We start from the raw sequence: 26848 nt of genomic DNA on the forward strand, positions 1-26848 counted from the left end.
GATCCTCGAAAGCGGGGCAATGGCGTGCTGCACTTGATCCCTATTGCGGGCTCCATTTGCCACGAAACTCTCTCGGTGTGACTCCGGAAAATCGTCGGAAAGCGCGAGTGAAATGCGCAGGGTCGGTGTAGCCCGAGGAAAATGCGACATCGATAATCTTGGCATTCGTGTTGCGCAGAAGCTTAGCGGCATTTTCAAAGCGGACCCCGTCAAGCAGGTCGGAATATGTAACGCCCGCGCTTGAAAGTTTGCGCTGAAAGCTTCTGACGCTGATGCCAGCCATCTCTGCGATTTCCGCGATAGTTGGAATTCTATCATCCAGGTAGGATGGCAGCATCAATTTGACCGCTGAGACGATTTCGTGGCCGGACGGCCCGACGCCGTCGTTATCTGAAGGCGCCGGCGTCTCGCTTGCGAGATTGGGGAGATCCAGGAATGAAGCGGGAATATCGATCCATGAGGAATTCTGATCCGATAGGAAGCGGGTATTTTGCCAGAGCGACCGAGTCTCAAGGCTCGGTTCATAGCGGGCTTCGAAGGCCATCGTCGCCGGAACCCAGTCGGGGCCGGAAAATTGCCTTACGATATGCATTACGTAGACATTCTGAAGCCACTGCGAATGCTCAAGATGCGGCACCCTGGCCGTGCCTGCGAGCTTGCTGCAAATTCTCACGTGATTGTCGTAGCGCTCCAGCCACACACTCACGGTCGTATCTTCAAGCGATGCCCATTTGCACAATTGCTGCAAAGCAATGAACAGCGTCGGCGAGAAGCGGATGACGGCGCGCATCTTTTCGTTCAGGTGGCAGAATTGCAGCCGGCGCGCAGCTTCAAATCCAATGTCCGTGATGCCTTGCGATCGCTGGGCGGCTTCCACGAAACGTACGGCGAGCAGGATTGGGATATAGTGCTCGGGCTTTTCCTCTAGAGAAGCTGGAAGGCGAAACTTGGTCAGCAAGGCCTCCGTTGGAGCACCGGCCTCATCACAAATCTGAGCGAAAGGAATAATGAATTGGCAACGAGTCAGAGGAAGTACGGTCATTTCTAGGTTCTCGCGCAGAAATTGAGTTCGGCGATTTTTCACGTTTTCGGCGTGCGGCCTGGCTAAGCTGCCGAAAGCTTAATGGCTCCCGGTTGGCGTGTATTGCAAAATTTCTACTCGCTGCATTGGAAGAGGCTGGCTGGCCCATCGGGAGCTCGCCATCGGTTTCAACTTGGCGGCTTAAGGCAAGACCTCCGACGATTCTCCACCCATGCTCCAGCGAAAGCGGAGGCTAGACGAGGCGTCTCGGCTCTTCACCACATGTCTTCGGTCCCATGAAGCCTGTTCATATTCCTTCCCGGTACTCGGTGCGGGCGGCGATTGCTGCCTCACTGCGTCACGGTGACGCAGCACTTCAACGCACCGCATTCCAACTAGGGATGAGCCCGCGCTCGTTGCAGCGTCATCTCTCCGCAATGGGCACCAGCTACAGCGACATGGTTGCGGAAGTGCGCCTCGATACTGCCTGCTACCTGCTTCTGGAATCCAACAAGCGCATATCTGAGATCGCACTGCGCCTTGGCTATGCGGGAACGAGCAGCTTCAGCCGTGTCTTCATGCGTTTGACAGAAATACAGCCCGTCATCTATCGGCGGCAACGAACTGTTCAAGAAAATGACAAGTCCCGACTCGGGAAGGAGTCGCATGCGGGCAATCAGCAGAAACCGCCGCGATTGGCGCGAAATGGCAAGACATCTTCCCTGTCAAGCGGGAGTAACCTCGCACCCCCTCGACAAGGGAAAAAACAGCATTCTAACGGCACTGACTGAAGAAGAACGCTATGTGGCGGGTCTTGAAAAGCAGGTCTCTTTTCATGAAAAGAGACTGAACGATATCGCCTCCTTGACAAACAGCCGAGCTGCCACGTCGTGTCGCGAACAGGACACGCGCGAGCAGCTCGATATTTCGATTGCCCAGTCGCAGTCCGCAAAGGCGCTACAGCAGAGCGCGAGCGCGAGCGCGTCGTTTGAATCGTCAATCGGCGGTGTCAACACCACCGTGCTGCAGACTCATGCGCTACTTGATGATGCAAAATGGGAGGTTGAGCAGACGACGGTCAAGGCGGCCTCGGACGGACACGCCAGCGTCGTGGCGCTCGCGGTCGGTGCCCGCGCCCCGCAGGCGCGTGCGTGCTCTGAGTCAAGTCCTACGCGGCTTACCTGTGAGGATTCAATCTGATAGCCGCATGGTGCCGTGTCAGCGGTAACCGGAGATGCAGCGTCAAGGCATGGCAGCCGCCTGTCAAACCCGATCGGCCGACCCGAGGGTTTCACGCTCTTCGCGATCCGGCAGCAAGAATTAGCGAAGGCCGCGGCCATTGGCGTGAAATGGCAAGAAATCTTCCCGGGTTGCCGTGAAATAGCGGAATGAAAACCAGTTTCCGGTGCTCACCGGATGCCAGCAACGATGGTCTGGGTTGGGGCGGCGAGCATGACACAGGACCGTGTCATCTGGCGGCCGATGCGCCTTGTTCGAGGGCGCAACATCGATTTTCCACCGTGCGAACGGGATACAGAAAGGTGAACCAATGACAATACTGCGTGCCGCTCTTCTCGCCATTGCCGCTGCTGGCATGGCGTGTGTGCCGACGGTCCTTTCCGCTCAATCGGCAGCCGAGCCGAAGCCGCACATGCCATTGGAGAAATCCATCGGCCAGTCGAAGCCCGAGGTCGTTCCGTCGTTGTTTGTTCTTAACTCCAAGGGCGCCACCCTGAAGGACGGGAAGCTCGTCCTGGCCGGAGTTTCTCCGAATGCCATCGTGTTTGCGGATCGCCCGGTGCGGGCCGCCGGGCATGATCTGACGATGCGGATCGTCGAGGATTGGGGCAGCGGCAGCGACAATTTCGCAAAGGATCCGCCGAACGCTACGGTGTCCGGATTCAAGAAGGACGGATCGGCTGTCTTCGACGCGGTGGTTGTGCTGAAGTCGCCGAAGCTCGAAGGCGACAGGCTGACTTTCGATGTCGACGTTCTCGAGGGTGATCTGGCGGGAGCCGATGGACCGGCATCGGTCTTCATCGACATCATTGGCCGGCCGCTGACCCCGCTGTCGTTTGCTGGTGTCGCTCGCAGGACGGCCTGGCGCGGCGCTTACTATCGCGGCGCTGCTGTTGCCGGGGCTGTGGCTGTTGGAGCGGCTGCCGCGGCCGCCTATCCCTATCCCTACTATTATGCGCCGCGCTGTGGCTATTATCCCTATCCGCCTTGCTACTAGGGATAGGCACGACGGTTCGAAAGACCTTATGACAAGAGTGGACAGGGCGTCGTGGAGACTGCGGTCAATGTGTCGGTCGGCACATTGACCAATAAATTGCAATGAACACCCTGACATCCGAAATGTGGATAGATTCGAAAACTCAATCGAACAATAAGGAGTACGGGCAAATGTTGACGAAGCGAGATCTACTTCGCTCCACCGCGGCGATCGCCGCGCTCGCCGCCACGACGGCAAAGTACACCCCGGCAATTGCGCAGAACAAAGCCGATTGGCCCAGGCTGTTGGAGGCCAAGGACATCGCCGAAGAGGGCTTCATCTACGGCTTACCGCTCGTGATGAATTATGCGGTTATGCAAGAGTATGCCGTGGACAGGAATTCGGGGCAGTTCAAGGCGCCGTTCAACGAAATTAAAAATCTGCACCACGTCGCCACACCAGAGGATACGGCAGTTATCACGCCGAACAGCGACACCCCTTACTCGGTGCTCTGGCTGGACTTGCGCGCTGAACCGATGGTTATATCGGTGCCGATGATCGAAAAGGACCGCTACTACGCGGTCCAGTTCATCGACGGCAACACCTACAACTATGGCTACATCGGCACTCGCGCCACGGGGACCGAGGCGGGTGACTTCCTGGTGGTCGGCCCTGATTGGAAAGGTGGAACGCCCAGCGGGATCAAGAAGGTCTTCCGATCGACGACGCCGTTCACGCTCGCGGTTATCCGCACTCAACTCTTTAATCCAGGCGACATGCCGAATGTCGAGAAAATTCAGTCTGGCTACAAGCCGCAGCCGCTTTCCGCTTTCCTTAAGCAACCGGCCCCGCCCGCCGCGCCGAAGATCGATTTCCTCCCCGCCACCACAGCCGGGATCAAGGATAACTTCTTCCAATATCTCGACGCAGCCCTGCAATTCGTCCCTGAGACGCCCAAGGACAAGGCGATTCGCGCGAAACTTGCGAAGATTGGCGTTGGTCCCGGCAAGACGTTCGCGTTCAAGGATCTATCGCTCGAACACAAAGCCGAAATCCTGGTGGCAATGAAGCAGGGTGACGACAAGGTCGACAAATGGCTGGCCAGCGGAAACAAAGCCATCAACGGCTGGAGCGTCGGCTCGTTCTTTGGCGACGAGGCCTTCTATAACGGCGACTGGTTGATGCGGGCCGGAGCTGCCAAGGGCGGCATCTATGGCAACGATGCCGTAGAGGCGATGTACCCTTATACCCGAACGGACGCGACCGGTGAGCCGCTCGACGGCAGCAAGCACAAGTACACCATCACCTTCGCGCCCGGCCAGTTGCCGCCAGTGAATGCGTTTTGGTCCGTTACGATGTACGACGGCAAGAGCCAGCTCTTGGTCAAGAACCCGATCAATCGCTACCTCATCAACTCTCCGATGTTGCCGGCGATGAAAAAGGACGCAGATGGCTCGCTGACGCTGTACATTCAAAAAGACAGCCCCGGCGCAGACAAGGAAGCAAATTGGCTTCCGGCGCCGGCTGACAAAATCTATCTCGTGATGCGCCTATATTGGCCGAAGCCTACGCCCCCATCGATCCTGCCGCCTGGCAACGGCACCTGGCAGCCGCCCGGTATCAAGCGGGTTTGATGGCGCCTGGACCAATCATGCTGCCCGGAAAGTGACTTGAGCGATCGAACTCGTGCTGGCCTGTTTTGGCGGGCGCGAGTTCGAGCGTAAATTACAGTTTCTAGAGCAGCGATCGGAAAGGAAGAAGCTTGGTATGCAGATGAAGCCGTAAGCGGATCTGTAGGAAACCGAATGGGAGGATTTTTCCGTTGGGGGCTGCTAGCGACGTACCATTACACAGCCTTAGCTTTGACGAATATTCTGACATGGTTATTGGAGCGACGGTGACTTTCCTGCTGACTGGTCGCAGTCAGGCGCCTTGGTCGGTCGGTCATTGCAAATTGGGTTCGATCGTCTTGCAATTTGGCGTGGAGGGAGGCTCCAAGATTGTGCACGGCATTTCGCGTCCGGATGCTTTGACCTTTATTCTTCAGGACGAGCAAATTGCTGATCGCTTGATTTTTTGCGGTCAAATCCTTCAGCCTCAGGACTTTGTGGTGCTTCCGCCCGGGAGCGATTTTACATTCGCATCATGCGGCATTCATCGTTGGATGTCGATTTCGATGCCTGTTGGAATCTTTGAAGCGTTTGCGATCAAGACCGGCAGAAAACATCTTGCATGGGTCGAGAACGAAAAGTGCGTCATTTCGCTCCCGGAGCAATCGCTCAAATGTTTGACCGCGGCGGCCGCGAGCGCCACCCTGCTCATGCGCGAGAAGCAAACGTCGACGCGTCATCGATTTAGTATTGCCCGTTTGTTAGACGCATTGATCACCGCGATTGCGGGTTCGGATAACGAAATGTGTCTCCCGGCAGAAAATTCACGATTGTCCAGCGACACCGTGACAAAAGCGTTGAAGTATGCCCGTGGTCAGAAATGGGAAGGGCTTCAGGTTGCTAACTTGGCCCTCGCGGCTGATGTAACAAGCCGGACGCTGTTGAGGACGTTCCGGCAACATCTGGGCGTTGGACCGGCGAGCTATCTTAAGCTACGTCAACTCAACATGGTCCGCCGTGCACTCCGCGGAAAATGTCAGCCGTCAGGTAAAGTCACAAACATCATGAGCGAGCACGGCGTTACTGAATTCGGTCGTTTTGCCTCGGAATACAAAGCCCTTTTTGGAGAGCGCCCATCGGAGACGGCGGCGAGGTCGCGGTTGCAAAGAGTGGGATGAAGCGATGTGCTTCAGTCGGCGTCGTCAGCCGTAATACGCAAATTCGCCAAGTGCAATTCGCGCCTCGGGGCGCACCGAAAAGAAGCGCGGACGCAACCGCCAGCGAAATGCCATTCGACACGCGGCAGGCCGCCTTGTTCGGTGACCGGTTACCGACGAAGCATGTGGCTTCAAGGCTCGCCTCAAGGGCGGTTGATGCTGGCGAAAACAGAAGCGTCACGCTGCAGTGTATCGAATTTGCAACGGGTCAACTTCTTTCGGTTGGTTGGCCGATTTTGCATAGCGACCGGGAGTTGACCAAAATACTTTCGGTACAGGCCCTTAAACTTGCGGCTGATGTGTTTCCAAAGGATTTGAAAATGAGAAAGATCGTACTCACGGCTGCTGCATTCACCGCATTCGCGGCCCCCGCGTTCGCTGCCGACCTGCCGCAGCGGACTTACGCCCCGGTCAAGGCGCCCTTGATGGCTGCCGTCTACGACTGGACCGGCTTCTACATCGGCGGTAACGGCGGATATGGAACGAGCCGCAATTGCTGGGGTGTCGTACCGGTAGGTGGCGCGGTCATTCCCGACGGTTGCCACAGTCAGTCGGGAGGCGTCATCGGTGGACAGCTGGGCTACCGTTGGCAGGCCGGTCAGTTTGTGTTCGGTTTGGAAGGCCAGGGCGACTGGGCAAATATGCGCAGTTCACACGTGAGCGTTGTCAATCCGCTTCTTACCGATTCTTCCAAGGTTACTGGCCTGGGCCTTTTCACCGGCCAGGTTGGCTACGCCTGGAACGCGGCGTTGCTGTATCTGAAAGGCGGCGCGGCGGTGACGAACAACAACCTTCTTCAAGCTACCACGTTTGGAGGCGTTGGCCTGAACTATGCGACCTCAACCCGTTGGGGTGGTGCCATCGGCGTTGGGTTTGAATACGGCTTCACGCCGAACTGGTCGGCTGCCATTGAATACGATCGCTTGATCATGGGTAATGCCAACAATTCCTTCTCGGTACCGGCAGGCGCTGCTGCTGTGGTCAATCGGGTCAGCCAGGATGTGGATCTGGTCACCGTGCGCGTGAACTACAAGTTCGGTGGACCCGTCGTTGCGGCATACTGATCTTTGCTAGCTAACGCGAGGGCCGGCTTAGCCGCCGGCCCTCGTCGGTTTCTTGGCCATTTTGGGGCGAAATTTTCGTGATGCATGACATGAAGAAATTTATCATTGGAGCAGCATTTGCTGCAGTCGGTTCTACCTGCGCGCTTGCGGCTGACCTGCCTGTGCAGGCCTACAAGAGCGCGCCCGTGGTGGCCCAGGTCTATAACTGGACCGGCCTTTATGTCGGTGTGAACGGCGGTTACGGCTGGGGCTCGCAAGATCCGCTGACGCTCGTCTCCAACAGGTTCGACCGTACAAGCTTCAATATCAGTGGCGGGATGCTCGGCGGCACCGTGGGGGCCCAAATCCAGCAGGGATATGTGTTGCTCGGCCTTGAGGGTGATCTTGATTGGGCGAACATCAAAGGCAACGGCATCTCAAGTCCGGCTATCGCGGGTATCGGGCAGGGTATTACGCTCGATATTGCGTCCAACATCAGCGCCATTGGAACGGCAAGAGTACGTGGCGGCGTCGCTATGAACAATTGGCTGTTCTACGTGACCGGCGGTGCGGCATTTGTGAAATCGAGCGCCAGTGGCACCTCAATTGCCGGCGTGCCTTGTGGTACGCTTGGCGTGCTGCCGAATTGCGCGGCCTCCGCCTGGCACCCTGGCATCGTTGCGGGCCTGGGCGTAGAATATGGCTTCACACCCAACTGGTCCTTGAAGGGTGAATATCTTTACACGCAGATGATCGGCGCCGGCGTAAACGTTGACAAGCTCAACATCTTCCGTGGTGGCATCAATTACCGATTTTGAAGTAGAAGATGCGGGTGGGGCGTTATTATGAATCCTAAGGCGTTGGCTCTTTGTGCAGCGTTGGTTGCACTTACCGGTCCTGCATCGGCCCAGTCGCCGTCATGGACCCAAACGGGTATGCTCAGTTGTAAGCTTAACCCGAGCATTGGATTCATTATCGTCGGCCACCAGTCGATGGAGTGCCGTTTCGTGCCATCCATGCCCGGTCCGCCACAGCTTTACGAAGGCGCCCTCAACACGGTGGGAATTGATATTGGGATAATCGGTGGCGGCGCCCTGGCGTGGGGCGTTCTGGCGCCTACCGCTGGCGTTCCTGCCGGCGCTCTGGCTGGCACCTATGTTGGTGCAAGCGGTGATGTGGCATTGGGACTTGGTGTCGGAGCAAATGTTCTGGTCGGCGGATCCAACAGAAGCTTCGCGCTGCAACCGGTATCAGTCGAGGGCTCGGTCGCGCTGGATGTCACACTTGGACTGTCCGCACTTCAATTGAGATGGGTTCCTTGAGCCAGTGCACCTGGCCGTGCAGAACACAGTTCGAGTTGTACAAGGAACGTGAAACCGGAGGATTTAGATTGCGACATTGTTTTATTCTCGCCGCGGCTGCGACACTTGCCTGCTCCAGCGCCTTGGCCCAGACGCCGCTTTCGGCCTATGTCGATAGCAACGGCTTCATCGATGTGCAAAAACTGACATGCGCCCAACTTGCGGGTACCTACCAGGAAGACGCGGACGCCCTGACGTCCTGGTACAGCGGTTGGTACAACGGCCTGGCCAAGAAGCACTACCTGGATCTCAGGAAGGGAAAGGTCGTGGAGCACGAGGTGATCGAGTACTGCAAGGCAAATCCGGACAAGCTCATTATCGAAGCCATCGCTGTCGTATTCAAGGATGAGCGGGCGAAACTGGGAATTCGGATGAAGGCCGATTGAGACAAGCGCGCCAGTCGCTGGGCCTGGGGCATCGATGATGGGGCCAACTGATGTTGTCCCCATCGGGAAGCGTGCAGTTGTTTTGTCGCCGCTCTGAGTTTCTCAAACTTGGCGATGGCCCAAAGCGCGCCTCCGAGAGGCAGCAGTTCAGGGCTGCAGGGCAGGACTAAGGACTCTTGAAAAGAGGATCTACGGGAAAGGCGCCGCCTGTCAGTCCTAACGACTGCAGCTCGATGCTGTGACGGTCCACCTCCAACATGGCTAACAGCAGCGCAAGCATCACCGCGACGTAGATGAACAGCGGCGACGCGTGTCGGGTCGCGGGATCTACGCCAGGCGAAAGCAGAACGCGAAGCGCTCGCAGCCTCAAAACAACCTGCAGATACGTCTTGGATCGTATTTGCATGCCCATCGCCCTTGATGTGGCCTTACAGCGTAGGACCTGGGCGGCGTAGTTTCAAGGCGTGACTTCGGAATCGTGGAACTCAGAGGATCTTCCTTTGTTCAGATCGATCAACCGAAAGCCAGACATCGATGCGACCGTGGGCCATTCCAGATTTGGTCGTACTGAGTTCCGGGTTCGCACTTGCACAATCGCAGGAGCCTGGCCCAAGCCTGGCCGGCAGTGGACGAACAGTCCCCGAGGACAAAGACCTGTTCCAGCCGCAAGGTTGGACGGGGCCGATCAACACGCAATCTGGCGGAGCACCTGCCGAAAGTCCGCAAGGCCAAAGTCCGCCTGGCATGCAAGCCGCCCCGGAAGGTTCCAATAAAACGGTCGTCGCTGCGGACAAATAGCGCGGTTCGCGACGAGCAATGATTTCGTTCTGGCGGCCACGTCAGGCAGAATGAACGGTATATTGCGTCAGGGCCACTCGGAGTGTCGATGCGCTTGGTCTTGCCCATCTTCGCGGTCGCGTTTGTTGCGTCGCTGATGTCGATGCTGCCGTCCGCTCAAGCGCAACTGTTGGGTCATGGCGGTCCCGTGCGCGCGATTGCGGTCTCAGCCGACGGCAAGACGATCCTGTCGGGTAGTTTCGACACCGCGGCAATCCGATGGTCTCTCGCAACCGGGTCCGCGGAGCAGGTGCTTCGCTTTCACTCGGACGCGGTGAACGCGGTTGCCTTCCTGAGGGACGGGAGAATGGCGACGGCCGGCGCGGACGGACGCATCGCGATCTGGACGACAGGCCGGCAACAGCCGGATTTGGTTCTGGAGGGGCATCGAGCGCCCATCGCCGCCCTTGCGGTTTCGCCCGACGGCGCGATGCTCGCCTCGGCATCCTGGGACCACACCGTCCGGCTCTGGTCGCTTGCGGACGGCGCGCAGCGCGTATTGGAAGGCCATTCGCAAAACGTAAACGGTGTTGCCTTTGCGCCGGACGGGAAATCGGTCGTAAGCGCCGGCTACGACCTGACGCTGAGAATTTGGCGGCTGCCCGAGGGAGTGCCCGATATCCTCACGTTGCCATCGCCGATCAACGCGGTGGCCGTTATGCCGGACGGCGAAATCGCGACCGGCACCGCTGACGGTAAGCTGCGAATGCTGAGTCCCAAGGGCACCGCGAACGGCGAGGTCCAGGCGCTCCCGACGCCGATCGTGGCGTTGGCGAAGTCCGATGACGGAGCGCTGATCGCCGCGGCGGGCATCGACGGCACCGTGGCTATTATTGACTGCAAGGCGCGTTCGCTGTTGCGCGTGCTCGCCGGTTCGGGCCTGCCCGTCTGGGCGGTCGCCTTCTTGCCGGATGGCCAGACCTTGCTGACCGGTGGCGCCGACGGGAAAATCCGGCGGTGGAATGCGCTTACCGGCGATCCCGTCGGTTCAAATCTGCCTGGCCAGCCGGCAGATTTGCTCGCCGCTTACGCGGGAGATCACGGGGCGGAAGTGTTCAGGGCGTGCGTCGCTTGTCACACGCTGTCGGACGAGGAGCTGCCCCGCGCCGGCCCGACGCTCGCCGGATTGTACGGCCGAAAGATCGCCTCGCTGCCCGGCTACCGCTTCTCCGATGCGCTGAAGACGATGGACATCGTCTGGACTCCCGAGACGGTCGCAAAACTATTCGAGGTCGGCCCGAATGCCTATACACCCGGCACCAAGATGCCGGAACAGCGCATCGGCTCGGCCGAAGATCGCCGGGCGCTCACGGATTTTCTGGCGCGCGCGACGGCGAAGTAAGCGAATCTAGAACGCGTCCCATTGCTCGGCGGCAAGGTCTCTCATCTCGGGGTGTTCCTTGAACATCCGCTGGATATCGATGCTGGGATGGTCTTTGAGTGCCGCTACTACGCACTGGTTGACGTATTTCCGGCGCGCGAGCCACTTGACCTTCGTGCCTTTCGCCTCCGCCTTGCAGGCAACGACCGCCTGTTTCAGGACAGCCTTTTCCGCCTTGGTCATCCTCGCCGCCTCGGCAGTCAACGTCGCGCCCATCGTGATAACCACGGCAATCAGACCGGTGACGAAACGGAACATGGGCCATTTTCCTTGATTTGATGCTCGGCGAAAATTCATGGTGTTGGAAAAAGAAGAGCGCGTCGTGACGAGCTGTGTCACGTGCGAACGCAACCAGTTTAGTTCTTGTCGTCTCGTTGGCGCAAATAGTCGTCGGTCGTACGCGGTGGGGTGCGCTCGGGCACGCCCGCGAACGGATCAAACTGCTGCTCGCTCATGGTGATGACGCGGCAATCGGCGCACATTCGCAGCGCGTCGAGGCGCCTGTCGCCCGCCGGATACATCCAATGCCGGCCCTCAAGCTTTGCTGCGACGCGATCGATCGTGCTCTTGGTACCGAAAGGCGTGCCGCAGCGGATGCAATGCGCGGGCTCTTCCTCCTTGATCACCTGCGCCGGCGCCCTGACCGCGCGGAAATCGATCTGCGGCTTGAGCGTGATCACCTTTTCGGGACAGGTGCTCTGGCACAGTCCGCATTGCACGCAGGCGTCCTCGACGAACTTGAGGACGGGACGCTCCGGATCGTCGCGAAGTGCGCCGGTGGGGCAGACCGAGACACAGGACAGGCACAGCGTGCAGCCGTCGGTGTTGACGGTGACCGCGCCAAGCGGCGCGCCTTCGGGCAAGGCAATCACGTCGGTCGGGCTCGGCGCGACGCGGTGCAATTCGCTCAAGGCAAATCGCAGCAGATCGCGCCGCTTGCCGACCGTCCTGAATGTTGCGGGTTGAGCGACAGTTGCGAGCGGCGCGATGGCCCGCAAATGCCCACCGAGTACATCCGGATCGTCCGTCTCGATTGTCGCGACGCGATCGCCGGCAAATCCGAGACCGCCAAGAATGGCATCGGCCATGGCGATGGTTTGCGACAGCCCGGCCAGGTCGTGCAGCGGTTTTGCCCGCAACAGAAAACGCAGGCTCGCCGCGCCGTGAGCAAAGGCCGCCACGATGGCCTCGAGTCCCAGCTGCGTCACTTCGTTAACGGCGAAAGGGAGCACGTTTGCGGGCAAACCGTCGCCATGACGTGCCAGTGCGTCGATCAGCGGACGGCCGTGCTGGCCGTCATGAACGAGCAGGACCGGCCGGTCTCCGCCGGCGTCGTGATAGGCGAGCAGCATCGCGCGCAGTTGGTGCAACTGCACATCCGCCGGCGGCAGTGCATAGGAGGCCGCCCCGGTGGGACAGGCCGCGGCGCATTGCCCGCATCCGGCGCAGACCTCGGCATTGACGTTGACGTGATCGCCATCCGGCGTGATCGCCCCGGTCGGACATAGATCGAGACAGCGATGGCATCCGGTCAGATTCGACCGCGAATGGGCGCAAAGGTCGGCGGTGAAGTTGACGTATTTCGGCTTGTCGAAGCGTCCGACGAGATCGCGCGCCTTTAACACGGCACGCAGCATCGCCGCCGGATCGCGCGGATCGGCGCGTAGATAGCCGTCGCGCAGATCATGCGAGGGAAACAACGGTGCGTCGCCCGCCAGATCGAGCACGAGATCGCAGCGCGAGGTCGCACCGTTGCGCGGCGCTTCGAAGACGAAATGGTCGCGCGAGGAGGGCCGCGGCACGGCAAAATCGTCGATGACGAGTTCGAATGCGCCGAGATGGCCCCTGGCATTGCGGATCGTGCCCTTGACGATCGGGAACGCGGTCGCGGCCGGCGGTTCGATCTGCGTCGGCCGGCGGATCATCACGGTCACGTCGAGATGATCGGCCAGCAGCCTGCCGGCTTCGATCGCGCGCTCGTCGCGGCCATAGATCAGGATGACGCCTTCGCTCGTGAGCGTGACGAGCGGAAAATCGGGCGCGGTCTCGACTGCGGCGGCGAGCAGGGCCGCTATCTTGGGTCCGGTCGCGGCGCCTTCAGCGGACCAGCCTGCCGTCTCCCGAATGTTGACGAAATCGATGCGATCCCGCCGCTTGCCGGCCTCCTCGGTGAACTTCGCGGCCTCCTGGGTGCAGCCGACTACAAGCGTTCCCTCCGCCTTGGCTGCGTTGCGGAACTGGTCGAGCTCGGCGCGGCAGAGCTGGCGGTGGGTGGCGATCTCGCTGTTGCGGCACCCGCGCCGAACCGCAGCCGGATCGAGCGGCATCGTGTCTTCGCACGAGCATATCAGGATCGTCTTTGGTGGATGGGCCATACCGACCAGTCACTCCTAAAGACTAACGCAGCGGCAGCGAGCGGACTCGCGCCAGCCGTCCTGCTCGTATAGTTTATTCCCAACAGGGAAGAAAAGGAAATTGGAGGACCACGTGTCGCCGAGCTCGCGAACGCACGCGGTCATATCGGAGCCGCTGGATTTGCCGCCACCCTATCGCCTGGTGCGGCTGCGCGAAAGCGGTGACGCCTTTAACCATGCGCTGGGTATCGCAGACGCGAGCGGCGCTGGCACGCTGGTCTATGTCGGGCGTTTTGACCTCGCCGAGTTCTCGGTGGTGCTCGAACCCGATGAGCCCCTGCGCAGCGCGCGCCGCGCCTTCTACGCCGGGATGGTGGCCTTGACCGACGCGCTCCGCGCCTATGCGCCGCCGAACAAGCCCGTGACCATCGATTGGCCGGGCGCAATCCGCGTCGACGGCGGTCTCGTCGGCGGCGGACGGCTCGGCTGGCCGTCGTCGGCGAAAGAGGACGAACCGCCGCCCTGGCTGGTGTTCGGCGCCATGATCCGGACCGTCTCGATGATGGACGCTGAATCCGGCGTCCATCCGCTTTCTTCCGCGCTGGAACAGGAGGGCTTTGGCGAAGCCGGCGCCATTCAGGTGACGGAAAGCTTTTCCCGGCATCTGATGATGGCGACCGACCTTTGGCACTCTGACGGCTTCGACGCAGTGGCGCGCGACTATCTCGGCAAGGCCTCGCGCGAGCGGCAGGTCAGCCGCCGGATCGATGACAACGGCGATCTCGTGTTGCATCGCATCAATACCGGGACGACGGAACGATGTAACCTGATGCAGGCGCTGGCTGCGCCTTCCTGGCTCGATCCACAGACGGGAGGACCGCGCACGTGAAGCTCCTGCGCACCATCGCGCTCGATCCGTCCGACACCTTCGTGTTCGATGTGGCCGCGGAACCCGGTGATTGGGCGGTGTCGGGTGCATTCCGTTTCTGCGACCGCGATCCGGCCACGCTGACGGGCAAGGAACGTGCGGCCTTTCGCAGTGGCTTTCTTGGCGTGCGGTCGTGGGGCTGGTCGACTCTGGTGCAAATCGTGCCTGCCACGGACGATGATCGGCGGACGCTGGTGGAACTTCTCGCCGCGCAACTGGTGGAGCGGTTTGGCGCGCCCGATATTGCAAGCGCGCGCCTCGCGGCGGAGGAAGAAGTCGCCTTTGTGGAGCAGCTCTGCGCCCATCCGATCAGCACCCTTGTTGCGGTCCATCGCTCGGCTGCGGACGGTGAAGTCCGAGAGTCATTCCGCAGGCTGCAATTGCGGGAAAGAGGGGGACACAGCAAGGCCTTCTCGTTCATGGAGGTGGAAGACGACACCGATCGTGACGGGCAACTCGATCTTGCTGATCTGAGCACGGAGCCGCAGCGCCGATGAAGGACTTCTGGATATCCTGCGGCCACCATCTGCTCGACCGCAATGCGAGCGGCGGGCTCGCGGTCACCGACGAGTTTCTGAAAGCCTATTTCGCGCGTCCCGAACTGATGCCGCCGGCGGACGCCTGCGCGTTCGAGCTGAGGCTGCATCGGGAATTGCTCGCTGATCCGCGCCGGCCGGTCGGCGCGGAGGAAGTTGCGGCGGTGGCCGACGCCGACGCCAGGGAAAACTGGCAGTTCGTGCTGGCGTTCCGCGATCTCCTGCTGCGGCATCCGACGCTGGAGGCTGCCTATCTCGCGCTGGTCCGCTCCGGGGCCATCCATCTGCCGCCGCTGTTCGTCAACCAGCTCGTTCACGTCATCCTTCGAAACGCGCTTGACGGCTGCGAGGATCCGTTCGTGCTGCGTGCAGCCGAATTGTTCTTCCGGCCCCAGCGGATCATGCCGCACGAACGCCTGTTGCTGCTCGGCGACGAGGAAGTCGTTGGCGGGCTCAGTCCGACGCCGGTGCTGTCGTTGATGTCGATGCTGGACGCGCCCCATGAGGCACAAATCGATATCCTGTCGGACGAGAACGCCGACAGCTATTGGCAACGCAGCGATCAGTTCGATATGGGGCTCGATCTGGGCGACGGCCGCAGGGTGGTAACGGCGCTTGCTGAGGCGATGAGACGCTGGATTTCCCACTTGCTCGGGGTCGAGGTCACGATCGAGCCGTTGGGCGAATTGCGCGAAGCGAAGCTGACCTGGTATGTTGGTCTGGACGCGGACGGCACGCGTATCGGCGACCGCCTCTGGCATGGCGAGCCCCTCGATGAGAGGATGGCGGGACGCGTGCTGGCGCTGTTCCAACTCGACTTTGCTGATCGTGCGATGGTGGCCGATGCCGTCGGGCAGGAGCCGGTATATCTCATCATGGCGCTCGCGTCCGATCAGAGCCTGCGGATGAAGCCGCAGAATCTGCTGACGGGATTGCCGGTCAAGCATCTGGAGGACGCAAGTTGAGCCCCGCCGCAGTTCCCTTGCTGAGTATTCCCGTCGGCGTCGTGGTCGAGCGCCGCAAGGCGGATTCGCCCTGGATCGACTTCGTCTGGCGCGGCGTCGGCGTATTGCCCGACGAGCCGGAGATGGCGTCGTGGACGGTGCTGCGCGAGCAGAACGAGACGACGCTCTACTATGCCGGTCGCGCAGCGGTTGAGCTCTACCGCTCCGAAACGGCGCGCTATCGCGAGAACATGGCGTCCGGGAACCCCAGCATCTGGGTTGTCCTGAGTCCCTCCGAGGGCGCCTGGCCCTACGCGGTCTCGGCTGTCACCGCCGATCCCGCGGAAGGCGAGTCCTTCACCGAGGCGGGCGCCAATCTCGTCGAGGCGGTGCCGATGCCGGAAGTGCTGCGCGAGGCGATTGAAAGTTTTGTTGCCGAGCACCACGTCGAAGAGGAGTTCGTCAAGCGCAAGCAGCGTCGTGCCGACCCGGAAGCGCTGGCGCGGCGCCATCATGACGGTAGTCACAAATGAGCGACGAGGAATTCCTTGCCCGCTGGTCCCGCCGCAAGCAGAAGGCGAGGGCCGCTGCCGACGCCTCGCCGCCGTCCCCGCCGGCCGACCCACCGGGTATGGCGCCGCCGCCAGTTCCAGCCGAAGATCCCGCGGCGGGGGCTGTAGATCTCTCGAGTTTGCCGTCGATCGATTCGATCGATGCGGCCACCGACATCACCGCGTTTCTGCGCCAGGGTATTCCCCAGGATCTGAGCCGTGCGGCGCTTCGTCGCGCCTGGAGCGCCGATCCCGCGATCCGCGACTTCATCGGTCTCGCGGAGAATGCGTGGGACTTCAACGATCCAAACGCGATGCCGGGCTTCGGGCCGCTGGATTGCTCGGCGGAGCAACTTCAGGCGCTTGTCGGCCGCGTTATCGGCAGTGCGCGCAGCGTTGCCGAGAACCTTGATGATGCGCCGGCCGGGGAGGGCGCCAGCCGACCGCGACCGGACGATGAGCCCCCGCCGGAGGCGGTTCCCCCGTCAGGCGCAACCGATGAAACTTTGACCCGCGACCCTCCTCAGGCGCCTGCTGCGGTGCAACTGGAAGCACCTTACGAAGTGGGAAGCAGCGACGACACGATGGCGCGTCGCAGCCATGGAAGTGCGTTGCCGCGTTAGTCCATCGACGAAGGGCTATAGCCTCGGACTATGCGATCAATTGACCGGTTCCCTACCGAGGTCTAGTCTTCGAACTGTTCAGCGCGTTGGCACCACAGATGGGAGGTCCAGTTGCGCGATGCGGGACTTAGTCGTGCCATTGATGCGGCAGGCGGTGTAGCCCAGCTTGCCCGCAAGGTCGGTATTGCGCAGCCCTCGGTATCGAACTGGAGCCGGGTGCCTGCCGAACGGGTGATCGCCGTCGAAACGGCGACTGGCGTATCGCGCGCAGAATTGCGGCCCGATCTCTATGACGAGAGTGCCACGCCAGAAAATACCGTTGTTGATCCCGTCGACGCCGCACGCGGCAGGGAATATGGGCTGCTCGCTGCGTTGCTGTCGTCGTCACCGCCGCAGGCATTGCTCGACCAGATTGCGCGGCTCTCCGACGATGCAACGCCGCTCGGACGTGCGCACTGGGCGTTGGCCGAAGCCGCTTCAAGCGCCGTCGCGTCTGACGTCGAACGCGAATATTTCGATTTGTTCGTCGGTCTCGGCCGCGGCGAGCTGCTCCCCTACGCGTCCTATTATCTGACAGGCTTTCTCAACGAACGTCCGCTGTCGCGCCTGCGCGAGGACCTCGTCGCACTCGACATCGAACGCGTCGAGAGCAATTTCGAGCCCGAGGACCACGCGGCGACGCTGTGCGAAATCATGGCCGGTCTTGCCACGGGCCGCTTTCCGGCCTCGCCCGGGATGCAAGCAATCTTCTTCGCGAAGCATGTAGCGCCGTGGATGAGCCGAATGTTCGCCGACTTGGAAGGCGCCGCAAGCGCAAGGTTCTACCGATCGGTCGGATCGCTTGGCCGACTGTTTCTGGAAATCGAGACGGAAGCTTTCACGTTCGCCAATTGACCAATGGCAGCTGGTCCGGGAGATGCGCGATGAAGGACGAAAAGAAAGGGACAGTTGGGCGTCGCGACTTCCTTCGCAATGTCAGCGTCGGCGCGGTCGGCGCCGGCGCGGCGTTGGCGGCGCCGCTGATTGCGCCTGCCGAGGCCGACAGCGAGACCAACGATGAGAAGCGCAAGGCGCGTTACAAGGAAACCGATCACGTGAAGGCATACTACCGCGTCAATCGTTATCCTGCTTGAGGGAGGCGGCCGTGCTGATCAAGAGAACACAACGCCAGCATTCAGAGGTCGTCACACGCGGATCAGTCGCCGAGGCCCTGTCGGCTCAGGGTGGCGGTCTCGATCGCCGCGCTTTTCTGCGCCGATCCGGTCTTGCCGGCGGCGCTCTCGCAGCGCTGAGCACGTTGCCGGTCGGCGGTGTCCGGAAAGCCGAAGCTGCGGCCGCCGGGCCGCTCACTTCGGGTGCGACCATCCGCAAGAGCGTCTGCACGCATTGCTCGGTTGGATGTACGGTGACCGCGGAAGTGCTCAACGGGGTCTGGATTGGGCAGGAGCCGAGCTGGGAGTCGCCGATCAATCGCGGCTCGCATTGTGCGAAGGGCGCTTCGGTGCGCGAACTCGTGCACAGCGAGCGCCGGCTTCGCTATCCGATGAAGCTTGTCAACGGGCAGTGGACGCGCCTCTCTTGGGACACCGCGATCAACGAGATCGGCGACAAGGTGCTTCAGGTTCGCGAGAAATCAGGCGGCGATTCCGTCTATTGGCTCGGATCGGCCAAGATGACCAACGAAGCTGCCTACCTGTTCCGCAAGCTCGGCGCGTTCTGGGGCACCAACAACACCGACCATCAGGCGCGTATCTGCCATTCGACGACGGTTACGGGCGTAGCCAACACCTGGGGCTACGGCGCGATGACCAACAGCTTCAATGACATCCGCAATGCCAAGACCCAGGTCATCATGGGCGGCAATCCGGCCGAGGCGCATCCGGTATCATTGCAGCATTTGCTCGAGGGCAAGGAGCTTCAAAGGGCCAACTTTGTCGTGATCGACCCACGCCTGACGCGAACTGCCGCCCATGCGACCGACTATGTGCGGATGCGGCCGGGCACGGACATCCCGGTGCTCTACGGCATGATGTGGCACATTCTCCAGAACGGCTGGGAAGACAAGGAGTTCATCAAACAGCGCGTCTACGGTTTCGACGATCTCCGCAAGGAAGTGGAGAAATGGAATCCGGAAGAGGTCGAGCGCGTCAGCGGCGTTCCTGGCGAACAGCTTAAGCGCGTCGCCAAGATGTTTGCGACAGAGAAGCCGTCAACGCTGATCTGGGCCATGGGCCAGACCCAGAAAACCGTGGGCACCGCCAACGTGCGGGCGAGTTGCATCGCCCTGTTGATGACCGGAAATGTCGGCAAGCCTGGCACGGGCGCCAACATCTTCCGTGGCCATGACAATGTGCAAGGAGCGACCGACGTCGGGCTCGATATCGTCACGCTGCCGTTCTATTACGGCCTCGCCGAGGGCGCGTGGCGGCACTGGTCGCGGGTTTGGGAAGTCGACTACGACTTCCTGAAGTCGCGCTTCGACTCCAAGCAGATCATGGAAACCCCCGGCATCCCGCTCACCCGCTGGTTCGAAGCCGTGACACTGCCAAAGGATCAGGTCGCGCAGAAAGACAATGTGCGGGCGGTATTCGTGCAAGGCCATGCCAGCAACAGCATCACCCGCATTCCGGAATCTCTGAACGGTCTGAAGGCGCTCGAACTGTTGGTCATCGCCGACCCGCATCCGACCACCTGGGCCTCGCTCGCCGTGGAGGCCGGGCGCAAGGATGGCGTCTACATTCTTCCGGTTGCCACGCAATTCGAGTGCAAGGGTTCGCGCGTTGCTTCGAACCGCTCGCTGCAATGGGGCGAGCAGATCGTGAAGCCGGTGTTCGAATCGAAGGATGACCTTGAGGTCATCTATCTGATGGCGAAGAAGTTCGGATTCGCCGACCAGATGTTCAAGAACATCAAGGTCGAGAACAATCTGCCGGAGGCCGAGGATGTGCTTCGGGAAATGAACCGCGGCAGCTGGTCGACCGGCTATTGCGGGCAATCGCCCGAGCGGCTCAAGGCCCACATGAAGAACCAGGCGAAGTTCGACATGCTGACGATGCGGGCGCCCAAGGACGATCCTGAAGTCGGCGGCGACTATTACGGCCTGCCTTGGCCGTGCTGGGGCTCACCGGAAGTCAAGCATCCCGGTACGCCGCTGCTCTACAACACCAACCTTGCGGTGATGGATGGCGGCGGCACGTTCCGGCCGCGCTTCGGCATCGAACGCGAGGAGAAACTCGCCGACGGCACCACGCGCAAGGTCAGCCTGCTGGCGGACGGGTCATACTCGAAGGATTCCGAGATCAAGGACGGCTATCCGGAATTCACGCTGGCCAGCCTGAAGAAACTCGGCTGGGACAAGGATCTGACGGAAGCGGAAATGGCCACCATTAACAGGGTCAACTCCGCCAATCCCGACGCGGTGTCGTGGTCGCTCGATCTGTCCGGCGGCATCCAGCGCGTGGCACTGGCGCATGGCTGCGTGCCTTACGGCAACGGCAAGGCACGCATGAATGCGTTCGGACTGCCGGATCCGATTCCGGTTCACCGCGAGCCGATCTACACGCCGCGGGTCGATCTGGTGTCGAAATATCCGACGCTGCCGGATGCCAAGCAGTTCCGCATGCCCAATATTGGCTTCTCCGTGCAGAAGGCGGCGGTGGAGAAGGGAATTGCAAAGCAATTCCCGCTAATCCTCTCCTCGGGGCGGCTTGTCGAATATGAGGGCGGCGGCGAGGAGACCCGAACCAATCCATGGCTCGCCGAACTGCAGCAGGACATGTTCATCGAGATCAGTACCGCCGATGCCGCCGATCGCGGCATCAAGGACGGCGGCTGGGTGTGGGTCACGGGCGCCGAGAGCAATTCCAAGGCCAAGATGAAGGCGCTCGTTACCGAGCGTGTCGGCAAGGGCGTCGCCTGGATGCCGTTCCACTTCGGCGGCTGGTTCGCAGGTCGCGATCTTCGCGGCAACTACCCGAAGGGCACCGATCCGATCGTTCTCGGGGAAAGCGCGAACACGATCACCACCTATGGGTACGATCCGGCGACTGGCATGCAGGAGCCCAAGGTCACTCTCTGCCAAATCGCGGCGGCATAAGGAGCAACGGCCATGGCACGTATGAAATTCCTCTGCGACGCCGACCGTTGCATTGAATGCAATGCCTGTGTGACCGCCTGCAAGAACGAGAACGAGGTGCCGTGGGGCATCAACCGTCGCCGTGTCGTCACCATCAACGACGGCAAGCCGGGCGAGCGCTCGATCTCGATGGCCTGCATGCATTGCACGGACGCGCCCTGCCAGGCCGTCTGCCCCGTGAACTGCTTCTACACCACCGCCGACGGCGTGGTACTGCACTCCAAGGACCTGTGCATCGGTTGCGGCTATTGCTTCTACGCCTGTCCGTTTGGCGCGCCGCAATATCCGAAGATCGGCAATTTCGGTTCGCGCGGCAAGATGGACAAGTGCACCTACTGCGCCGGCGGACCCGAGGCCGACGGCAGCAGGGCGGAATTTGAGAAATACGGCGCGAACCGCCTCGCCGAAGGCAAGCTGCCGCTCTGTGCGGAGATGTGCTCGACCAAATCGCTGCTGGCCGGAGATGGCGAGATCATCGCCCAGATCTACAAGGAGCGCGTCACCAAGCGCGGCTACGGCTCCGGCGCCTGGGGCTGGAAGACTGCCTACCGCGAGACGATCGGGTCCTGAAGAGAGCTGTGCGCGACGGACGGGAATAGACGGGAATATCGGGGAGGAAGCTGATGGCGTCGTTTGGGAGATTTGTCCGTCTGGCAGTCAGCGCCTGGGTGTTTGCATTGCTCGTCGCCGTGGCGATGCCGGCAGCCGCCCAGCAGATCAACCCGACCGCAAGCTCAGTGAAGGAGCAGCAACTTCTCCAGGAATTCGACCGGATCCAGGGGCGCGTCAGCATTCCCGATGCGCGCTCGGGTGTGCTCGAGCAGCCGGCGGGGCGTAGCTGGCGGGAATTCCGCAATGTGACGCTGCGCTGGGTCGGCGGCATCGCCATCCTCGGCATGCTGGCGCTGCTCGTCGTCTTCTATCTCAGCCGCGGCATGGTGCGGCTGCAAGGCGGCAGGTCAGGCCGCACGATAGAGCGCTTTTCTGCGTTTGAGCGCTTCGTGCACTGGATGACCGCGACCTGTTTCATCATTCTCGCGGTCTCCGGGTTGAACATCACCTTCGGCCGTCCGTTGCTGCTGCCGCTAATCGGCTTCGAGGCGTTCTCCGAATGGTCGCAATGGGCGAAATATGCCCACAACTATCTAAGCTTCCCCTTCACCATCGGTGTCGTGCTGATCTTTTTGATGTGGATCGGGGGCAATATTCCAAACAAGGTCGATATCCAGTGGATCAAGCAGGGCGGCGGGATCATCGGACACGATCATCCGCCAGCCTATCGATTTAACGCCGGCCAGAAGGCGATCTACTGGATCGTCGTGATCGGCGGATCAGCGGTAGCGGTCACTGGCTATGAGCTGATGTTTCCGTTCTATGTGTCCGGCATCGAAGGCATGCAGGTAGCCCAGATCGTGCACTCGATCGTGGCCGTGCTGTTTGTTGCGGTGATGCTGGCGCACATCTACATCGGTACCATCGGCATGCAGGGTGCCTTCGAGGCCATGGGCACCGGCACCGTCGACGTGAACTGGGCGAAAGAGCATCATAGTCTGTGGCTCGAGGAGGAGAGGGCTCGAACCGGGCCCAATGACGCCCAACCGCAACCGGCGACAGCGGCGGAATAAGAGTCGGACTGCAATTCGTTGACGACCAGTTGACCGCGCCGCGGTGCCCGCCGCGGCCGAGGATTTTCAGAGCGCTCGGAATCCGTGTTCTGTTGCGAAACTTGATGCTGCGTTTAGCCAGGTTCGGTTACAGGCGGACTGCCGACGTGGAGAATGCCTGTTGAACAGGCTCTTGAAGCCCGTTGAGGACCACCACGCCGGCAGACGCGATGACGATGGCAGCCGCGCAAGCCAACACAAACGCCTTCATGACGGTCTCCCCGGTATACGGCGTCAACTTGGCAACTATACGATGGCTGGCCGCATACGCAACAGGGGACGCCGAAGGCTCACCGGGGTGATGTCGGTCCTGGCTATTGCGTGGATTCCCTCGGAAAGACCAGCGAGCGGTCATCGAAGTCCTGGACGGGAAGTTTTCCCAGCTGATCCGTCTTTCGGAGCTCCTGGACTGGCGGCATGCCGGTCTTGCCGGAGGGGAACAGCGCGTGAGATTTGAGGACACCGGTCGCTGCACCTATCGCAACCAGGGCGGCAATCACGGGAGGGACTAGGCGCATCATGCGTCATCTCCATTCGTTTCAGGTCGTCCCCCGAGACAATTGCACTAGGCCGAATTGCGCCACAGCGATGTGAGCTGTCTCACACCGACCAGGAAGTTTTTCGATTTGGGCGACAGGGTGTCACCTCCTCGCCACGGCGGACGCGCGTGTCAGTTGCCCCATAACTTGTTGATCTACGGCAATGCAGGTACTGGATCGAAAAAAGGTGACGAAAGCGAGTTACACGAAGTTGCCGAGACTACAAGGGTGGTTCCCAACACTGAATTCGTGAAAGTCAATAATCCGACGAATTGATCCGCACTTCCACCGCGACCGCTGACCGGAGCGCGAAGCAGGATCAGGCGTGACCGTCCCTCGGGCGTGACGTTATCTTATAGTCCGGCGCCGGTATCCCTAGCGGAGTGTATAGATAGCTGACGACGAGAGACGGGATGCCGCGACTGGCGATCTCCAACAATGCGCCTTGTTCAGGGTGATCTTTGATACCCTGTGTGACATGCGCTAGACCTTTGTTCGCGATGTGAAAGACACACAGTAGGGCTTTCTCCGCCTCAGCATGCCCGCCATCATAACGCTCCAACACCGCTTGAGGATCGACCATCTTGAGGTGACCGGCATCATTCTTGAAGTGCTCAATGCCAACATCTCCTTGGCGACGTCTTTTGATATTGCTCAGGACTGAGTTGTTGTCGCATAGCCCCAAGAACTCAAGCAGCGCTCGACAATGGATAAGGCCTGCCTCTGTTGCCGGGTTCGCGAACGCGTCGAAGTTACCTTCTATCTCCAACTTGCCATCGACGAAAATTGTCATTGCAGGTGCGTCAGACCATTTTGCTCGCAATTGCAGGGCGCGGTTCAGTGTAGCAACTGCATACATCCGGTATGGGAGGATTTCGTAGAGCAGTCGGGTTTCGTTCATACAAGAGTCTGCCTGCAAATGATTTGGTACATTTTATCGTAGCTTTTCTGCCGCACTGTCGTGTACCTAAAATGTACCAATTCGCCGGTCAGAAAATCTCACCACGCACTGATTGTTCAAAGAAACCGCTGATTTTCAGCGTAAATGTGTGTATGTCCTATCGAGGATTGAACGGACAGAGATAGCTAAGTGGCTGAAAGTAATTGGAAGTTCTGTTGCGCCCCCATGATGGACTGGAGCGAGAGTTTAATCGTTTCAAATAATTAGAGAGCCGCGTGTGCACGATGTGTGCACCGGGAGATCAAAGAAAATCCAGAGACAACTAACGTGAGCACCCTGAATGGAGCGCGCGTCGCTGTCAGCGGCGGGCCTATGTTTCGGGAGGGCGTGATCTCGTGCGACAAGTCCGGAATTGGCGAGATCGACCTTTGCGGAGGAAGTTCGCGGAATGAGCGATCATGGAATGTGCTCGACTGCAAAACGACTATGAATCAATCTGATTATGCTGAACAGATCGAAAGTTCCGAAGGCATTGAATGGGATCGTTGATTGCTTCGAGATACAGAGCTCACACAAAATGGAGGCACGGCCCATGACGCCCATCACTCGGATAACGTGGTAAGGAGCCGACTATGCAAGAAATCTATGGGTCCATAAAAATAGGAGAACAACGCCGCACGCGGCCCGCGGTAAGGCACTCGCGACGTGGCGAGGGGGACCACGACTATTTATCGAACCCTCGGCGATTTCCGCTGCCGCTGCTATCGTAGGATTTGTCGATGTAGCCGCCGACCGGCCGGGCCGCTGTCGACACACCGTGCCGCGGCCAGCAGGCCGCCATGATCGAATTCCGACCAACCAATCTGCGGACTTCAGCGACCGTCGCCTCCGCCGGGCTGTGTTCGATTTAGACAAAAGTCTCATAAGGTGGAGTCCTATTGAGGATTACACTGCTTTCACCGCTTTCGCTCCCTAATAAATGGGACGGAAGCAGCGGTAGCTCGCGGTACCGAAGGCCGTTGGAGCTCTCCTCGGGTGGTTCAAAGTTCCCCTGGGGTCGGGCGTTGCGGACGCACTCGCAATTCGCGCCTGTAAACGTCGCGCGCGATCCGCGCTCCGCGAGGAAATAAGGCGCCGAAAATCGGAGGCGATGCCTTGAAATAATAGGAGCCGCACATGGCAATGCAAATCCCGAGGGATTTCCGCCGCGTGATTATCGCTGCGTCGGTGGGAAACGTCATCGAATGGTATGACTTCTATATCTTCGGCAGCTTGGCCGCGGTGCTGTCGGTCAAGTTCTTTGAACAATCCAACCCGGTAGCAGCTCTGCTGAGTACGATTGCGCTGTTCACCGCCGGATTTCTGATCCGTCCGCTGGGGGCGTTCCTCTTCGGATGGATGGGCGACCGGGTGGGCCGCAAGTATACGTTCCTTGTTACGCTCAGCGGAATGGGGCTGGGCACGGGGGCGATCGGGTTGATCCCGACCTACGCATCGATCGGTCTGACCGCCGCGTTCCTTCTCTTCGGCTTGCGCATGATCCAGGGTCTGTGCCTGGGTGGCGAATATGGCGGCGCCATCACCTACGTTGCCGAGCATGTGCCGGACGACAGCCGCGGCTATTACACCGGCTGGCTGCAGACCTCTCCGACGCTCGGGATCGTGGTGTCACTGGCCGTGATCGTTCTGACCCGCACCTATTTCGGTAATCAGGCTTTCGACGAATGGGCATGGCGCGTTCCGTTCCTGGTTTCATTCCTGTTGGTGGCCATCGCGATCTATATCCGGCTCCAGCTCCAGGAGACGCCGATTTTCCAGGACATCAAGGCGAGGGGGCAGATGACCAGGAATCCCTGGAAGGAGGCCTTCCTCAGCTCGAACATCAAATACATACTGATAGCCATCGTCGTGCTGATCGGGCAGGGAGTGGTCTGGTACAGCGGTCAGTTCTGGGCGCTGTACTTTCTGCAGCAGGTTTCCAAGGTGGACGCGCTGACCTCGGCCTACATCGTGGGAGCCGCGTTGCTCATTGCAACGCCGAGCTTGATCTTTTTTGGCTGGCTGTCAGACCAGATCGGCCGCAAGCCGGTGATTCTGGGAGGCATGTTGCTTGCCGCGATCACGTACTACCCGCTGTATTTGTGGCTGGGAACGGTCACGCAGCCTGGCAACATCAACTATCCGATCGCGATCTTCATCGTCTTCATCCTCGTTTGCTACGTCGGGATGGTGTATGGGCCGGTCGGGGCGTTTTTGGCGGAATTCTTCCCCGGCAGGATCAGGTACACGTCGGTGTCGGTGCCGTATCACATCGGCAACGGCTGGGGAGGAGGATTGGTGCCGTTCATCACTTCGGCAACTTTCGCGGCCACCGGCAGCATTGGCTACGCGCTGATCTACCCGATCGCGGTCCCCGCGGTGTGCTTCGTGCTCGCCCTCTTCCTGATGCCGGAGACTCGCAAAATCAGCATCTGGGAACCGATAGAGCCTAGAACCGCATCGTGACAAAGTCGCCCGTGTGCGGGGCCGCCAAGGCCCTGCACACTTTTCCCGCGGCTTAGCAGGGAGAGGTCAAACCTTCGCTCACGCCGTCCACTCGCCG

The 26848-nt window shown here is 60.3% G+C and carries 28 protein-coding genes; 22 read left to right on the forward strand and 6 right to left on the reverse strand.

Annotation, left to right across the window (positions count from 1 at the left end; all coding sequences use genetic code 11):
- Nucleotides 1-40 precede the first annotated feature (40 nt).
- Nucleotides 41-1042 (reverse strand): AraC family transcriptional regulator, encoded by a 1002-nt coding sequence (locus FFI89_RS12855; RefSeq protein WP_138837047.1) that lies wholly within the window; start codon nt 1040-1042, stop codon nt 41-43.
- A gap of 416 nt (nt 1043-1458) precedes the next feature.
- Between FFI89_RS12855 and FFI89_RS12860 the strand changes: the two genes are divergently transcribed.
- The 10 genes from FFI89_RS12860 to FFI89_RS12910 all read left to right on the forward strand — a co-directional run bounded on the left by FFI89_RS12860 (nt 1459) and on the right by FFI89_RS12910 (nt 11032).
- On the forward strand, nt 1459-1812 hold the full coding sequence (locus FFI89_RS12860; protein ID WP_246669499.1) for an AraC family transcriptional regulator: 354 nt from the start codon (nt 1459-1461) through the stop codon (nt 1810-1812).
- A 13-nt stretch (nt 1813-1825) separates the two neighbouring features.
- Entirely contained in the window at nt 1826-2221 is a 396-nt protein-coding gene (locus tag FFI89_RS12865) for a hypothetical protein (RefSeq protein ID WP_210249109.1), read from the forward strand.
- A gap of 349 nt (nt 2222-2570) precedes the next feature.
- The gene (locus tag FFI89_RS12870; RefSeq protein ID WP_371722511.1) at nt 2571-3257 is read left to right on the forward strand and encodes a hypothetical protein; all 687 of its coding nucleotides are present in this window, start codon (nt 2571-2573) and stop codon (nt 3255-3257) included.
- A gap of 170 nt (nt 3258-3427) precedes the next feature.
- Nucleotides 3428-4870 carry a DUF1254 domain-containing protein gene (locus FFI89_RS12875; protein ID WP_138837051.1) on the forward strand — a complete coding sequence of 481 codons (1443 nt, stop codon included), beginning with the start codon at nt 3428-3430 and terminating at the stop codon, nt 4868-4870.
- Nucleotides 4871-5133: 263 nt separating this feature from the next.
- Nucleotides 5134-6024 carry a helix-turn-helix domain-containing protein gene (locus FFI89_RS12880; protein ID WP_168212877.1) on the forward strand — a complete coding sequence of 297 codons (891 nt, stop codon included), beginning with the start codon at nt 5134-5136 and terminating at the stop codon, nt 6022-6024.
- Nucleotides 6021-7127: an outer membrane protein gene (locus tag FFI89_RS12885; RefSeq protein ID WP_371722484.1), complete on the forward strand. Its 1107-nt coding sequence runs from the start codon at nt 6021-6023 to the stop codon at nt 7125-7127. Before FFI89_RS12880 ends, FFI89_RS12885 begins: the two co-directional genes overlap by 4 nt.
- An 89-nt stretch (nt 7128-7216) precedes the next feature.
- A complete protein-coding gene (locus FFI89_RS12890; protein WP_168212878.1) occupies nt 7217-7924 on the forward strand; it encodes an outer membrane protein in 708 nt (235 codons plus the stop codon).
- A gap of 27 nt (nt 7925-7951) precedes the next feature.
- A complete protein-coding gene (locus tag FFI89_RS12895) occupies nt 7952-8428 on the forward strand; it encodes a DUF992 domain-containing protein (protein WP_138837058.1) in 477 nt (158 codons plus the stop codon).
- A gap of 68 nt (nt 8429-8496) precedes the next feature.
- The gene (locus tag FFI89_RS12900) at nt 8497-8853 is read left to right on the forward strand and encodes an HdeA/HdeB family chaperone (protein WP_246669500.1); all 357 of its coding nucleotides are present in this window, start codon (nt 8497-8499) and stop codon (nt 8851-8853) included.
- Between the two features lie 934 nt (nt 8854-9787).
- The gene (locus FFI89_RS12910; RefSeq protein ID WP_246669501.1) at nt 9788-11032 is read left to right on the forward strand and encodes a c-type cytochrome; all 1245 of its coding nucleotides are present in this window, start codon (nt 9788-9790) and stop codon (nt 11030-11032) included.
- A gap of 6 nt (nt 11033-11038) precedes the next feature.
- On the opposite strand, the gene FFI89_RS12915 is transcribed toward FFI89_RS12910, so the two are convergent.
- Together FFI89_RS12915 and FFI89_RS12920 are read right to left on the reverse strand one after the other, a co-directional pair.
- The gene (locus FFI89_RS12915; protein WP_246669439.1) at nt 11039-11329 is read right to left on the reverse strand and encodes a hypothetical protein; all 291 of its coding nucleotides are present in this window, start codon (nt 11327-11329) and stop codon (nt 11039-11041) included.
- Between the two features lie 98 nt (nt 11330-11427).
- Nucleotides 11428-13398 carry a 4Fe-4S binding protein gene (locus FFI89_RS12920; protein WP_138837066.1) on the reverse strand — a complete coding sequence of 657 codons (1971 nt, stop codon included), beginning with the start codon at nt 13396-13398 and terminating at the stop codon, nt 11428-11430.
- Between the two features lie 160 nt (nt 13399-13558).
- Here FFI89_RS12920 and FFI89_RS12925 point away from each other — a divergent pair, with 160 nt between their 5' ends.
- From FFI89_RS12925 to FFI89_RS12970, 10 genes are all read left to right on the forward strand, one after another.
- Nucleotides 13559-14314 carry a biotin/lipoate--protein ligase family protein gene (locus FFI89_RS12925; RefSeq protein ID WP_246669440.1) on the forward strand — a complete coding sequence of 252 codons (756 nt, stop codon included), beginning with the start codon at nt 13559-13561 and terminating at the stop codon, nt 14312-14314.
- On the forward strand, nt 14311-14850 hold the full coding sequence (locus tag FFI89_RS12930) for a DUF6505 family protein (protein ID WP_138837068.1): 540 nt from the start codon (nt 14311-14313) through the stop codon (nt 14848-14850). Before FFI89_RS12925 ends, FFI89_RS12930 begins: the two co-directional genes overlap by 4 nt.
- Complete coding sequence (locus FFI89_RS12935) at nt 14847-15854, forward strand: DUF6352 family protein (protein ID WP_138837070.1); 1008 nt, start codon at nt 14847-14849, stop codon at nt 15852-15854. The genes FFI89_RS12930 and FFI89_RS12935 overlap by 4 nt, the downstream gene beginning before the upstream one ends.
- Nucleotides 15851-16366 (forward strand): DUF3305 domain-containing protein, encoded by a 516-nt coding sequence (locus FFI89_RS12940; RefSeq protein ID WP_138837072.1) that lies wholly within the window; start codon nt 15851-15853, stop codon nt 16364-16366. Before FFI89_RS12935 ends, FFI89_RS12940 begins: the two co-directional genes overlap by 4 nt.
- Nucleotides 16363-17007, forward strand: coding sequence for a DUF3306 domain-containing protein (locus tag FFI89_RS12945; protein ID WP_138837074.1), 645 nt, complete (start codon nt 16363-16365; stop codon nt 17005-17007). Before FFI89_RS12940 ends, FFI89_RS12945 begins: the two co-directional genes overlap by 4 nt.
- 111 nt (nt 17008-17118) lie before the next feature.
- Nucleotides 17119-17901: a molecular chaperone TorD family protein gene (locus FFI89_RS12950; RefSeq protein ID WP_138837076.1), complete on the forward strand. Its 783-nt coding sequence runs from the start codon at nt 17119-17121 to the stop codon at nt 17899-17901.
- Nucleotides 17902-17930: 29 nt separating this feature from the next.
- Entirely contained in the window at nt 17931-18140 is a 210-nt protein-coding gene (locus FFI89_RS12955) for a twin-arginine translocation signal domain-containing protein (protein WP_138837078.1), read from the forward strand.
- Between the two features lie 11 nt (nt 18141-18151).
- Complete coding sequence (locus tag FFI89_RS12960) at nt 18152-21103, forward strand: formate dehydrogenase subunit alpha (protein WP_138837079.1); 2952 nt, start codon at nt 18152-18154, stop codon at nt 21101-21103.
- Between the two features lie 12 nt (nt 21104-21115).
- The gene (gene fdh3B, locus FFI89_RS12965; protein WP_138837081.1) at nt 21116-21712 is read left to right on the forward strand and encodes a formate dehydrogenase FDH3 subunit beta; all 597 of its coding nucleotides are present in this window, start codon (nt 21116-21118) and stop codon (nt 21710-21712) included.
- 53 nt (nt 21713-21765) lie between these two features.
- On the forward strand, nt 21766-22767 hold the full coding sequence (locus FFI89_RS12970) for a formate dehydrogenase subunit gamma (RefSeq protein WP_138837083.1): 1002 nt from the start codon (nt 21766-21768) through the stop codon (nt 22765-22767).
- 127 nt (nt 22768-22894) lie between these two features.
- On the opposite strand, the gene FFI89_RS35170 is transcribed toward FFI89_RS12970, so the two are convergent.
- The 3 genes from FFI89_RS35170 to FFI89_RS12980 all read right to left on the reverse strand — a co-directional run bounded on the left by FFI89_RS35170 (nt 22895) and on the right by FFI89_RS12980 (nt 24246).
- A complete protein-coding gene (locus FFI89_RS35170; RefSeq protein ID WP_256379182.1) occupies nt 22895-23017 on the reverse strand; it encodes a hypothetical protein in 123 nt (40 codons plus the stop codon).
- A 103-nt stretch (nt 23018-23120) separates the two neighbouring features.
- A complete protein-coding gene (locus FFI89_RS12975; protein WP_138837084.1) occupies nt 23121-23327 on the reverse strand; it encodes a hypothetical protein in 207 nt (68 codons plus the stop codon).
- 337 nt (nt 23328-23664) lie between these two features.
- Nucleotides 23665-24246: a hypothetical protein gene (locus FFI89_RS12980; protein WP_138837086.1), complete on the reverse strand. Its 582-nt coding sequence runs from the start codon at nt 24244-24246 to the stop codon at nt 23665-23667.
- Nucleotides 24247-24573: 327 nt separating this feature from the next.
- On the opposite strand from FFI89_RS12980, the gene FFI89_RS12985 reads away from it, so the two are divergent.
- Together FFI89_RS12985 and FFI89_RS12990 are read left to right on the forward strand one after the other, a co-directional pair.
- Entirely contained in the window at nt 24574-24795 is a 222-nt protein-coding gene (locus FFI89_RS12985) for a hypothetical protein (protein WP_138837088.1), read from the forward strand.
- Between the two features lie 627 nt (nt 24796-25422).
- Entirely contained in the window at nt 25423-26751 is a 1329-nt protein-coding gene (locus tag FFI89_RS12990; RefSeq protein WP_138837090.1) for an MFS transporter, read from the forward strand.
- The last annotated feature ends 97 nt before the right edge of the window (nt 26752-26848 follow it).

The organism is Bradyrhizobium sp. KBS0727 (assembly GCF_005937885.2).
GTDB lineage: Bacteria > Pseudomonadota > Alphaproteobacteria > Rhizobiales > Xanthobacteraceae > Bradyrhizobium.

What these genes read in the sequence shown, in the direction of transcription:
- FFI89_RS12990 (WP_138837090.1), top strand. Translation starts at nt 25,423, where the DNA reads ATGGCAATGCAAATCCCGAGGGATTTCCGCCGCGTGATTATCGCTGCG.
- FFI89_RS12870 (WP_371722511.1), top strand. Translation starts at nt 2,571, where the DNA reads ATGACAATACTGCGTGCCGCTCTTCTCGCCATTGCCGCTGCTGGCATG.
- FFI89_RS12910 (WP_246669501.1), top strand. Translation starts at nt 9,788, where the DNA reads ATGTCGATGCTGCCGTCCGCTCAAGCGCAACTGTTGGGTCATGGCGGT.
- FFI89_RS12855 (WP_138837047.1), bottom strand. Translation starts at nt 1,042, where the DNA reads ATGACCGTACTTCCTCTGACTCGTTGCCAATTCATTATTCCTTTCGCT.
- FFI89_RS12915 (WP_246669439.1), bottom strand. Translation starts at nt 11,329, where the DNA reads ATGTTCCGTTTCGTCACCGGTCTGATTGCCGTGGTTATCACGATGGGC.
- FFI89_RS12875 (WP_138837051.1), top strand. Translation starts at nt 3,428, where the DNA reads ATGTTGACGAAGCGAGATCTACTTCGCTCCACCGCGGCGATCGCCGCG.
- FFI89_RS12920 (WP_138837066.1), bottom strand. Translation starts at nt 13,398, where the DNA reads ATGCCGCTCGATCCGGCTGCGGTTCGGCGCGGGTGCCGCAACAGCGAG.
- FFI89_RS12970 (WP_138837083.1), top strand. Translation starts at nt 21,766, where the DNA reads ATGGCGTCGTTTGGGAGATTTGTCCGTCTGGCAGTCAGCGCCTGGGTG.
- FFI89_RS12975 (WP_138837084.1), bottom strand. Translation starts at nt 23,327, where the DNA reads ATGATGCGCCTAGTCCCTCCCGTGATTGCCGCCCTGGTTGCGATAGGT.
- fdh3B (WP_138837081.1), top strand. Translation starts at nt 21,116, where the DNA reads ATGGCACGTATGAAATTCCTCTGCGACGCCGACCGTTGCATTGAATGC.
- FFI89_RS12945 (WP_138837074.1), top strand. Translation starts at nt 16,363, where the DNA reads ATGAGCGACGAGGAATTCCTTGCCCGCTGGTCCCGCCGCAAGCAGAAG.
- FFI89_RS12980 (WP_138837086.1), bottom strand. Translation starts at nt 24,246, where the DNA reads ATGAACGAAACCCGACTGCTCTACGAAATCCTCCCATACCGGATGTAT.
- FFI89_RS12890 (WP_168212878.1), top strand. Translation starts at nt 7,217, where the DNA reads ATGAAGAAATTTATCATTGGAGCAGCATTTGCTGCAGTCGGTTCTACC.
- FFI89_RS12885 (WP_371722484.1), top strand. Translation starts at nt 6,021, where the DNA reads ATGAAGCGATGTGCTTCAGTCGGCGTCGTCAGCCGTAATACGCAAATT.
- FFI89_RS12895 (WP_138837058.1), top strand. Translation starts at nt 7,952, where the DNA reads ATGAATCCTAAGGCGTTGGCTCTTTGTGCAGCGTTGGTTGCACTTACC.
- FFI89_RS12860 (WP_246669499.1), top strand. Translation starts at nt 1,459, where the DNA reads ATGGGCACCAGCTACAGCGACATGGTTGCGGAAGTGCGCCTCGATACT.
- FFI89_RS12955 (WP_138837078.1), top strand. Translation starts at nt 17,931, where the DNA reads ATGAAGGACGAAAAGAAAGGGACAGTTGGGCGTCGCGACTTCCTTCGC.
- FFI89_RS35170 (WP_256379182.1), bottom strand. Translation starts at nt 23,017, where the DNA reads ATGAAGGCGTTTGTGTTGGCTTGCGCGGCTGCCATCGTCATCGCGTCT.
- FFI89_RS12935 (WP_138837070.1), top strand. Translation starts at nt 14,847, where the DNA reads ATGAAGGACTTCTGGATATCCTGCGGCCACCATCTGCTCGACCGCAAT.